Here is an 11,854-nt window from a genome sequence, read left to right as displayed (position 1 = left end):
GCTGATTGCAGATCCAGAGCATCACTTGCTACTCCATTCACTGTAGTAGTCAATTTTGAACCATCTAATGAGGTTGTATTTGAGTTTACTGCCAATGCAGTTCGCTCTGTACCATTTACTGTTGAAGTAATCGTGTTGCCCGAACTGCTTAGCACGTTTGTGTTTACTATCGCTGTTGCTAAATCAACTGGATCTCCTGTTACTCCATTTACTGTAGTAGTTAGGTTTGAACCATTTAATGTGTTACTTACACTCGTTGCATCTCCCACTAATTCCTTTAACTTAAACTCTTTTGCAGGTCCGCTTTCCGCTTTATAAGTCAAGGTATGTGTATTCTTATCGTAATCTAAACTTGTTAGAGTTTCATTAGCTCTAACTATATCTTGAATATTGATTACTAATGGATTACCATTTTGATCTATATAAGTAAATATATTTGTATTTGGATTAAAAATAACAGTCCCCTCAGATGATGTAATTTCATCAGAAATAACAATTCTGTTCCATTTACCATTAAACCAATAGTAATAACCAGGTGTAACGTTGAATGGAGCAGTACCTGCCACTTTCTGATTAAAAACTAAAAGGCTTTGAGGCAATGAACCATTGGTTTTCACAAAAGATCTAATACTGGTTGTGTTTTCAAGATCTACTCTAGGAATTAAGATCCCTTTATCTGAGGCCATCACATCTAACTGTGATGAACTATTGGGTAAAGGGGTGCCTATACCTACCTGCCCATAAGCAGTAAATCCTCCCAAAATAAGAAGTAAGGAGAGTAATTGATTTTTCATAAATGCTCTTTAAAATTAATAAAAACTAAATACAATTTGTTAGATAATTTGTGAATGTATCACATGGAACCGTTAAAAAATTAAGCACATATTATTTAATAATACACTATCAAAATTTAGATAGGTATTACACACTAACCATAATAATGCTCCATATTGTTATAAAATGTGACTACATTTTATCGATATTTTACAATCCAATTTTGCTACCCAAAAGGCATATCAATAATATGTCTAAAACTGAAATTATCTTATTCAGAATTAAACAAGAGATAACTAATTAAACTTAGTAGGAAACAATGGAACTTGTATGATAGATGGTTACCTACGATACTTTAAGTATATAACTCATCTATAAACAAGAATAAATAAAACTTATAAGACTGGGGCGTCAGTTTTAAAAATGATCATGTTGATTCAATATTTTATAGTTTATCTTTACAAATACGTTTTTAATACAAACTAGATTATGCAAAGTAGAGGCTAAAAAAACTTAAAATAAAGAAAAACGCTACACACATCTACTCAACCTGAAAAAAAACAACAAAACGCTCATAATCAACAACATAAAAATAAAAACAATTAATATTGAGTGAAATTGAGTAGCTAAAAAAGACTCAACATAAAAATTAAACAATAATCAAATTCAAAGTGTAATACCTAAACAAATAAAAAGGCACAACTTTAAAACAATCATCAAAATAAAATTATCGACACATTAAGAATATCTATTTAAAAAAAGCACTTTTCTTTATTCCACATGCTCCTTATAATTAACAATCTTTGATAAAAAAGACAACTATTATAAATTTGAATGATTAATAAAAAGGACAATAAACTAATTTAGAATACTAGTTCTTGTTTACTATATGGTATCCCGAAAAAAAGATACTGAATAAAAGATTATACTGAATTGTCACTAAAAGAAAGAATAGGTAAAAAAGAGTAATATTTGAGTTTTTTAAAGCTCGTTTAAATCGTCCAAAAAAAAACAATAATTAAAACAGGAAACTAGTTAATATTAAACCTTTTAACAGTTCATTATCTTGTCTAAAACCTTATATTTTCATTATTTTAAAAAATACAAATAAAACTCTTTCTATTCTATTAATTTAAATATTGTCACTTACAAGTTCTTATCACCATAAACACAAAGAGATATAACTTTTTATGCAAAATTTCCTTTTATAATTTCATTTAATGATGCTTTATTATTAATAGCACAGGCTGGAAGCTGTTTTCTAAGAAGATCTAACTCCTTTTCATTGGTACTAATATTTAAGTACTTTAATTTTTTCAACTTACACAAATTATCTATTGTGTTTTTTAACTTCATTGCATTTGTTTCAACTAAATGCAATATACTTATATTGCTTTTTTCTGTAATAAAATCAAGCTCTGGTAAATTTTCATTGCCTGAAATTCTTAGGACATGTAAACCATTTAGTTTTTTTAAAAATTTAAAATCTAAAAAAGCTTTACATTTATCAAACGACAAAGATTTCATACCTTCAATACGTTCAATATTTTCTATGTTAGTCAATCTAGGCGCAAAGCTTATATCTAACGCCTCAAATACAGTACTCTTAGGCAGGACAATTTTGCGTGCTTTTTTTGCCACACATACTTTTACTTTGAGTAATTTTTTATCAAGACGTGAGAAATCCAATATATTACTAGTAGTATCACCAAAAATAGAGAGACCATTATGTATGTCAAAAATTTTATCATACTTAATATTCATGTTATAATCTACTTCAAGTAAACCTAGTCCGTCAGCACTATCAATATATTTTCTTTGCAATAACAATATAAGGGCTCTTACTTCTCTAGAAGACAAATCTTTACTTAATAGAACACTTTCTATTTCTGTAAAACTTTGTATTTCAGGAATATCTTTTAGCCAAGCTCTAGTATTATAAATTCCAGTCCCTAGAGGCGCATTACGCAACGTAGCTCGTAAATATTCATTATCCATTTTTCTGCTTAAATTAAAGTTTATTGTAACTATACCATCATTATGGTTTTATAACTTCAGTATAAAATTTTATACTCCTTAAAAGTGGATATTTAAAATATACCATTGTCATTATTAAAATAAGTAAAGGGAGTTCTAAAAATATTGCTCTAATGTTACAGTCTAATAAGTACAAAAAAAATTATTAGAAAGCATTTAGAAGTAATTAAACAATTGGTCCAAACGAATGTATAAGGGATTAAAAGCAATGCACCACACATAATCAATTATACTAATATTATTACTCATTTTATAGAAAATCCCCATTCTAAACAGATATTTACCAAACCATTATTCAAATTAATAATATCTATTCCGCCAAAAAATTATTTATATAGAAACAAATATTATTGATGGAATGACTGTATGATTAATTACTATTTTATTATGATAATCTATTTGTAAGTAAACTCGATTTTAAGCAGAGACTGCTCCCATAACAGTCTCTATAATTTATCAGCTCATCCCCCAACAATCTGATAAACGCTTAAAAATCGAGTATAATTCATTATATATTTAAAATTGATGTTTAAAAAAGGGGGGAAAGAGCAGCTAATCAAAAGCTCCACCCCCTTTTTTTTGTTAATGCTAAACAACCATTAACAATAATCTCAGGTAATCTAAAATTATTATTACCAATACAACAGAAGTTCATGGTCTGTTATATTCATTATTTTATAGATTAAAAAACATAAAATAGTTTTACTAAACATCTTAACTCTAGCAAATTGAAGCATTTTATTCTTAAAAAAACACTCACTCGGGTACACTTATCTACTCAGTAGACGTAATTAGATATAAACACCTGATAATCAAAAACAAGAGTCATATTTATAACATGGAAAAAGCATAAAATAAACTTATTTCAACAATAGTAAGTAGTGAACGAGTAGGTGTTTGTTTTTCAATAGTAGAAATAAAAACGAACAAGTGTCAATTTTAGAAAAAAGAACAAAAAAAAAGGTATCCCTATCAGTACGATAAGAATACCATTGTATTATTTTTATTTATGATATATAAACCTAACCTTACAAATCTGCTATCCAAATACTAATATCATTTTTCCCAGTAAGATTGGCTTTTTTTCTGATTCTGTAAATCCTAGCTTCAACCGATCTAACTGTAACATTAGTATACAAAGCAATGTCTTTAACAGGAAATCCAAGTTTCAAAAAAGCACAAACAATTAACTCCATTTTTGATAAAGTAGGAGCCTCTTGAAGTATTTTGTTATAAAAATCTGAATGCGTAGCCTCAAATTTTGATAAGAACATGGAATCGTTATTTTTTGCTAATTCTAAAACTTCATCTAAGCTTGTACCATTTAAGAGTATTGCTTTTTCAAGCATCTCTTTTTTCTTTTGTAGTCTCTGCATTTTTTTAGCAATTTTTCTCTTTTCATTTTTCTTCATTTTATACAAACGTATTGCAAAAAAGAGAAAAAGAATTGTAAGCACAGTACTTAAAAAAAGAGTAACAACACCTGTATTTCTAATTTTTTCAACAGTTGAGTATTCCTCCTCAATAAGTTCTTTAACCGTTGCAATTACAGCTTTTTGTTGATTTTTTTGTAAACTATCATTAAGAGAAAAATATTTTTCGAAATAGAACTCTTCCTTATCCTTATTTTTAAGCCTAATATACAACTGCGAAAGATTCAAATAAATATCTCGCTGTAATTCTCTTTTTTTAAGTTTTTTAGCTAAAAAGAGTGCATTTTCATAATATTTTAAAGCTTCATCAAAATTATTTTTTTTAGATTCCAAATTACCTAAGTCTATATAGGCATATAATTTAACTGAATTATAATTTTCTTTTTCTGCCAGTTTAGAAGCATTTATCAAATAAATCCTCGCACTATCATATTGCTTTAATGCAAGATAGCAAGCACCTACATTAGCGCTCGCTAATGACAAATTAATATTCTTAAGTTTGGTGTTTTCTATTTTGTTGAATTGATTATAACCTAATCTGAAATATTTTTTTATAGAATCTATTGTCCCAGTACTTCTGTCATAACCTACTGCAATGTCATTATAAAGCAATCCTTTTTGTTTGAAAGCAACATCAGTATTGCTGATTTTTGGCGTAACATTCAATCCTTTTTTTAATTCCAAAAATCCTTGTTTATAAAGCCCGAGACCTATATAACTAATCCCTTTTAATCGATATGCTTCAGAAAGTAACTCATAATCATTTATTTTAGAAGCAAATTCTTCTGATTTTGTAGCTTGTTCTAGCGACTTATCATACTGATTTATATCGTACAAATTTTTTCCAGCGAGCATTGAGCTTACTGCCATTCCTTTTTTGTAACCAAGAATTTCGGAATATTTATAACTTTTTAAACTGTTATCTATAGCTATGTTAGGGATGCTATCCCCCATTTTTTTTATATTATCGATTATGCTATCAATTTGTTTTTCTGTATACTGTTGACTATAGCCTGTTATTGCTACAAATAGAATTAGTATTTGCAAAAAAAGTTTTTTATTCATATATTATTTATAACATTAAATATTTGCCAACCAATCATATAAGTCCTCTTCGGGAGGAACATTTAATTTTTTTCTGAGTCTATATCTTTTAGATTGTACAGCTCGAATAGTACTTTTTGTGTAAGTAGCAATTTCGTTCGTTGAAAAACCTAATTTTAATAATGCACAAAAACGTAATTCACTTGAAACTATTGTAGGTGTAATTTCAATAATTTTATCTATAAACTCTGGATATATTTCTTTAAATTTTGCAAAAAACAGTGGACTTCTTTCTATTACAAGTTGTTTTAAATCCGTTCCTCCTGCCTTTGGATTTGGATTTTGACTTGTGATTTTTTCTATCAATTCTTTTTTTATTTTCAACTGATTATCAATACTATTACTCTCTTCTTTTACTTTCACAAATCTTTTTCTATATTTTTTAATGTAAACAAAAGTGATAATAATAATTATAAGAAGTAAAGATAATAATGTAATTATTACCTCTACATTAGTTAACATTTTTTCATCTTTCTCTTCTAAATAAATTCTCAGTGAATTATATATTGCTTGCTTATGAATTTTAGAAAGACTATCGTTTAGTGTTACATATTTATCCCTATAATATTTTGTACTATCCTGGTCTTTTAGAATACAGTAAATTCTAGAAAGATTATAATAAAGATCATTAATATAAAAAATTCTTTTATTTTCTTTAGCAATAAGTAGTGCCTCTTGAAAACTGTTTTTAGCATCATCATAATTTCCTCTATAAAAATTTACAGATCCCAAACCTGAAACAGATTCAATGGTTATAAAGTCCAATTTAAGTTTTTTAGCAAGTAGTGCTGCATTTATTAAATAGGGTTCAGCCTTTTCATAGTCCTTTTTTTTAAGATAAAAAGATCCTAAAAAAACATTGGCAAGAGCCATGCATCTATTTTTATGCGGGTTGTCTTCCTCTATATTATCAAAAAAGAAAAAACTTTTTCTATAGTAGTATCCTACAGAATCTTCATCTATTTCATTCTCCTCATGATTCATCGCAATATTTGCATAAATAAAACCTAAGTTCCTATTTCTATCATTTTTATCTTTAATTTTTTCTCCAAATACTATAGATTGCTTTAATATTATAGAAGCAGACTCATAAAATCCTAGCCTAGCGAGGGCTATACCTCGCAATCGTAATGCTTTCGATTTTAAATATGCTGATTCTGAATTTATTGTTATTAGTTTATCTGCTTCTGTAGCATAATACAATGCCAATTTATTGTCTTTACTTCTTGTATAACTCTCACTCAAAAAAAGCTCTGCCTCTATAATCCCTTTTTTATAATCGAGTTCCTTGGCTAAAGAAATAACCTTGATCGCTTCTAATTGAGATTTAAGTGGTGATTCATTTTCTATATTGATGGCATGCTCTAATAAACTATCAATTTTTTTGATAGTATTTTGAGAAATGCCAATACTATATGAACACAATAAAATGAAAAGCAATACTCTCTTCATAAATTTATTTTTTAAAATTAGTTTATAGGAAGACTACAAGCATGACTTTAAAAGCTGACTTACGTCACTCTTAAATCATATCTTCCTTTATTTGTGGGAGAAATGTTAATATTATTTTATTATGTAAACCGAAAATTAAAACCCGTAAAAATATAGTGGATTATTTCTCTGTTTTTATGACAAAATATAATTTTAAAAATTAGAATCTCAAAAATGGGAGGATGAGATAAATCAAAATTATTTCTGCAAATATAATTAATAACATTCCATATTGTTATTATGTTTGTTTTTTTTTAAGAAAAAACGGCCTTTGAAAAAAACACCAGATTCGTTTGTATGAAGTTAATATAGAGACTATCAATGGTAGTTCTCACTTATGAATTCGCAATAAGTTAATTAATTCTTGGTCAGAGTATATAACAAATAATATAAAAGTATATTCACCAAATAGATCATCAAAAAATTTAAAAAGAAAAATAGTGATAAATGAAAAAGTTATAAAAATAAAAAAAGATATCACTTAAATACACACTCATGTGCATAAAAGTAATATCTCTAATTTTAATCGTATAGTAAGCTAAAGTCTTTAAAAAAAATAGAAGCCTTTTTTACTATAAAGCATAAACCTAAAAATCCAACTACAATAATTGTTCTATGATTAAATAAGTACCAATACTAGAATTTGTTGGAGCTCCTGCCACAATCGTTTTTCTATTGTTAGGAGGGCCGAATGCTTTTAAACAAACTGTAACAACCGTTTCTGAAGTATCAAAAACTGCTATTGGATTCGTCACTCCGCCATCTTCAAATGTTTCTGTAGAAGACTCAACACCCCCCCTTGTTGATAGCACCATTTTATTTGAAGGGGTAGCTACAAAGGAACTCGTTATATAAGTAGCTACACCTCCTCCTCACCCCAGTTATTTTAGGAAGCAACAATACACAAGCCTTACTATTATCTAAATGTTTTATTTCCATTGTTGCATTTGGCACTTTGGTATTTATTCCAATTTGTGCATTTATAGTATGGAATGCAACTAACAATAAAAAAACAACTAACTTTTTACACTTAATCTTTTTAATTTAATTTGTGTGCAAGCTATAGCTAACCATTTAAAATAAAATTATCATATGATAACTAATCTCTATAATTCTATCTATTTCAAGAAACAATATTGATATAAAACTTTAGTTCAGCTCTCATTTCAGATTTTATTTTTGATTGATCGAATAATAAGATGCCCTCTATTTTTTCTAACTTTGATCTAATATCTTGATTTAATGTAGAAACTATCAATGGTACTCCTCTCTTGTATATCCGTAATAAATCAATTAATTCTTGGTCTGAGTACACAACAAATAACATAAAAGTATATTCATCTAATACATCATCAAAATTTTTAAAATTCTTGTATACATCGAATGAAAAATGATCTTTAAATTCGTATTTCAAAAATCTCGAAAAATAATTTTGACTATCATATATCAATCCTTTTTTTTTATTTTCCATAACTGTATTTTTTAATTGCTATTACAATTATATGTCTGTTTTAAGTTTTCCTTTCCAAACATCATTTCCTAAACTCTAACTCTTTTTTCTATAAATTACGTATGCAAAAAATTCAATACCTCATATTTAATTTTAGGGTTGTGACTAATTATTTTATTTATCAAATTCTTCTATCTACCTGTGCGTGTATGGTATAACTCATAAGAGTATATACAAAAAGGAAGGGGGAAATTTCATTTATTAAATGATTTCTACATTAAAATTCTTAAGATTGGGGTACTTAAAATATAAGAATTAAAATTGTTTCGGCATATAAGGAATAGCATACGTATATTTATGTTTATCAACCATGACTACAAAATTAATGTAACACAATCAATAACAAGTAACAACATCCTACGCACATCTACTCAAAATAAATGAAAAAGGCTTTTTCATGACCACATTAACACTTCGATTGAGAATAGTTTGACAAACATATTGCTGTTTAGACAACAAGAGCCTACAACAACCTAATAATATCTACTCGCTCTACTAATACACACGAATTATAAACTGATTACTACTTTTTGTTTATGAATAAACAAAACACTTTGAAAAAATCATTAGCCTTAAAATCATTTAATCAGGCAACTGAGTTATCATTATATAATTACCATTACTGGTATCATTACCCTCTATTAGTGTCTTTCCAACATAATTTCCTGCTTGTCCACGCCCTAGATAAATAGTCCAATCAGTATCATTACCAATGATTGCTATACTCGAGATGTTAATTCCATGATTAGAAATAGTTCCTCCCATTGCAACTTGATTTTGATGAATACGCCCTCCCTGTCCTGGGAAATCAACAAAATAACTATGTACATTTGTTCCTGACGGTGAATCTGGAGCCAATAAAGACAATGCTAGCTCTATTTTGTACTTACCTGGTTTCAATTTTATTTTACTAGTTGATTCATCAAAGCTCACCTTACTTTTAATAGAACTTGCTAATAATTTAGCTTTCATTACTGATGTTGATCCAATTGAACCTCCTAATATATCCTGATTTGTATTTATTTTAAAAATAGCCGACGGAGCAGGAATTGAAATAGGTAACTTATCTGGATCTACCCAAACAATATCTCCTTGTGCATTAGCTGCCATCGCTAATTTTCCATTCGTTGGTAAAGAGCCATCAGCCCCTTTCTTTATTGTTAATAATTCGGTATCTGTCTTTTTAGCGTTTGTAATATTGTTATTTGCTAAATTAAGTACTTGATTTGCTGTATGATTCCCTAAGTTATCTACTGATGATTTTACCCATTCACTTCCTGTGTGATAATATACGCCAGGAGTCACATTATTGGGCGCAACGCCAGCTGTAGCGGTATTATATACTGTCATCCCGGCCGTTACTGCACTTAGTGGTGCAGCGACATTGGTTGCAGTAAGAGCAACTCTTGGTAACAATAACCCTTTATTGGTGCTTGTTATATCTAATGCCGCACTCTCATGAGGTGCATTAGTTCCTAGTCCTACATTTCCTCTATCATCTACATTAATACGTCTGTTACCTGATCCATCGGCTATGATAATGTTATTAGAGAGTGAAGTTGGCATATACTTTATACGTGAGCCAATTATCGTATTATTTTTACCGTCTGTAAATCCTTGTGTAACAAGGTTATCATAAGAACCTATTATAATATTAAATCCGTCTGAATTATCGGTACTATTAAAATGGCCTCCACTGCTACTTCCAATAGCAATATTATAATTCCCAGTTGTATTGTATTGGAGCGCACCTGTTCCCACAGCAACATTATGATTCCCTTTTATAAGGTCTTTCATCGAATGCATTCCTGTAGCCACATTGTGCGTACCTTCAGAAAAATTCTTGAGAGCTTCATTCCCCATAGCCGTATTATACCCTCCAACTGTATTGTTTTCCATTGCTAAATATCCAAAAGCACTATTCCCTTTACCTTCTGTATTCTTTTGCAATGCTTGAGAACCTATAGCAGTATTATAATCTCCATTTATATTCTTTTCCATTGCTAAATATCCAAAAGCACTATTATAATTATTATTTATATGGTTTTGCAATGCCCCGAAGCCTGTAGCGGTATTAAAATTACCTGAAGTGTTTTTTTCAAGAGCCTTATTACCTATAGCTGTATTAAAAACATTTGAATAATCATTAGGAGAAGGGTTAATTAACGAACTCTGCCCAAAAGAAGTGTTTGTAGCTCCTAGCCTACCTGCTTGGGCATTATATCTCTTAAAAATTAAATCGTTATTATCTGTAGTTCCTATGAAATTAGTACCTGGAACTGTACCAGTATTGCCCGTTAAACTCCATCCTGAAAAAGAATCCATTACTCTTACCCATTGAGATCCGTTATGATAATACTGTCCAGGAGTTACGTTGTTTGGAGCTATTCCTGCAGTAGCGGTATTATAAACTATCATTCCTGCTGTCACTGCACTTAAAGGTGCTGTAGCTGTAGCCGATGTAAGGGCAACTCTGGGTAAAAGCACTCCTTTATTAGTACTGTTAATATCTAAAGCTGCTGCCTGATGCGGAGAATTGGTCCCTAATCCAACATTACCAAGTTCATTTACATTAATACGTCTGTTACCTTCGCCATCGGCTATGATAATGTTATTAGAAAATGAAGTGTTTGGAAGATACTTTATTCGTGAACCTAATATCGTATTATTTTTACCACCACTAAAGCCTTGGATTAAATGATTATCATAAGACCCAATTATTGTATTAAATCCATCTGAGTTGTCTCCATTCATAAAGGTATAACCGGCACCACTACCAATAGCAATATTATAGTTTCCAGTTGTAATCTGACCAAGTGTCGACGTTCCCAAAGCTACATTATGAATCCCTTTCGTAAGTCTGGCTACTGACGACATTCCTATTCCTATATTATAGCCCCCATCGGCTAAATCTTTAAGAGCCTCAGCTCCAAAAGCGGTGTTACCAGCTCCATTTGTGTTCTTTTGCAACGTGCCGAAACCGACAGCTGTATTATAAGTACCTGTATTCAATTCAAGAGCTTTACTTCCTATAGCAGTGTTATTAATACCTGAAGTATTCATTAGTGAACTTTTCCCGAAAGAAGTATTCGAATCTCCTAACCTACCGGCTTGCAAATTACTTCTTTTAAAAATTAAATCTTTATTATCTGTTGTACCTATAAAATTAGTACCCGGAATCGTTGCCTCATTTCCAGTTAAACTCCAGCCTAAATTACCACTATCCAATAACCGTATCCATCTTAACGTTGATACACTCCAGAAATAATACCCCGGAGTCACATCACTAGTAGTTGCTGTATTGTAAACTGTTAAAGAATTTGCAGCCGAAGGTATTGTTGTAACATCTGTAGTTCCTTTAAGCGCTATTCTTGATAGCAAAATCCCTTTATTAGGAAGTCTAACATCTAGAGCCGATGAAGCATCAGGAGATTTTGTTCCTATTCCTGTTTGAGCGTAGGAATTATATCCGATAAAAGCTAAGAGTAAAATGTACTTTTTCATA

General features: G+C 29.7%; 6 protein-coding genes and 1 pseudogene. All 7 read right to left on the bottom strand.

Going from position 1 to position 11,854, the window contains the following annotated elements; all coding sequences use genetic code 11:
• Nucleotides 1-794 (bottom strand): annotated as a pseudogene (locus LPB87_RS18390) (hypothetical protein); the annotation flags it as partial.
• Between the two features lie 1,168 nt (nucleotides 795-1,962).
• Nucleotides 1,963-2,772 carry a hypothetical protein gene (locus tag LPB87_RS18385; protein WP_230728849.1) on the bottom strand — a complete coding sequence of 270 codons (810 nt, stop codon included), beginning with the start codon at nucleotides 2,770-2,772 and terminating at the stop codon, nucleotides 1,963-1,965.
• 1,067 nt (nucleotides 2,773-3,839) lie between these two features.
• Nucleotides 3,840-5,309 (bottom strand): tetratricopeptide repeat protein, encoded by a 1,470-nt coding sequence (locus tag LPB87_RS18380; RefSeq protein ID WP_230728848.1) that lies wholly within the window; start codon nucleotides 5,307-5,309, stop codon nucleotides 3,840-3,842.
• A gap of 15 nt (nucleotides 5,310-5,324) precedes the next feature.
• A complete protein-coding gene (locus tag LPB87_RS18375) occupies nucleotides 5,325-6,800 on the bottom strand; it encodes a tetratricopeptide repeat protein (RefSeq protein ID WP_230728847.1) in 1,476 nt (491 codons plus the stop codon).
• A gap of 638 nt (nucleotides 6,801-7,438) precedes the next feature.
• The gene (locus tag LPB87_RS18370; RefSeq protein WP_230728846.1) at nucleotides 7,439-7,654 is read right to left on the bottom strand and encodes a hypothetical protein; all 216 of its coding nucleotides are present in this window, start codon (nucleotides 7,652-7,654) and stop codon (nucleotides 7,439-7,441) included.
• A 308-nt stretch (nucleotides 7,655-7,962) separates the two neighbouring features.
• The gene (locus LPB87_RS18365) at nucleotides 7,963-8,310 is read right to left on the bottom strand and encodes a hypothetical protein (protein WP_230728845.1); all 348 of its coding nucleotides are present in this window, start codon (nucleotides 8,308-8,310) and stop codon (nucleotides 7,963-7,965) included.
• A 621-nt stretch (nucleotides 8,311-8,931) separates the two neighbouring features.
• The gene (locus LPB87_RS18360) at nucleotides 8,932-11,853 is read right to left on the bottom strand and encodes a hypothetical protein (protein ID WP_230728844.1); all 2,922 of its coding nucleotides are present in this window, start codon (nucleotides 11,851-11,853) and stop codon (nucleotides 8,932-8,934) included.
• Nucleotide 11,854 lies beyond the last annotated feature (1 nt).

This window comes from Flavobacterium sp. EDS (genome assembly GCF_020991525.1).
GTDB lineage: Bacteria > Bacteroidota > Bacteroidia > Flavobacteriales > Flavobacteriaceae > Flavobacterium.
This window is presented reverse-complemented; position numbering and strand designations above follow the sequence as displayed.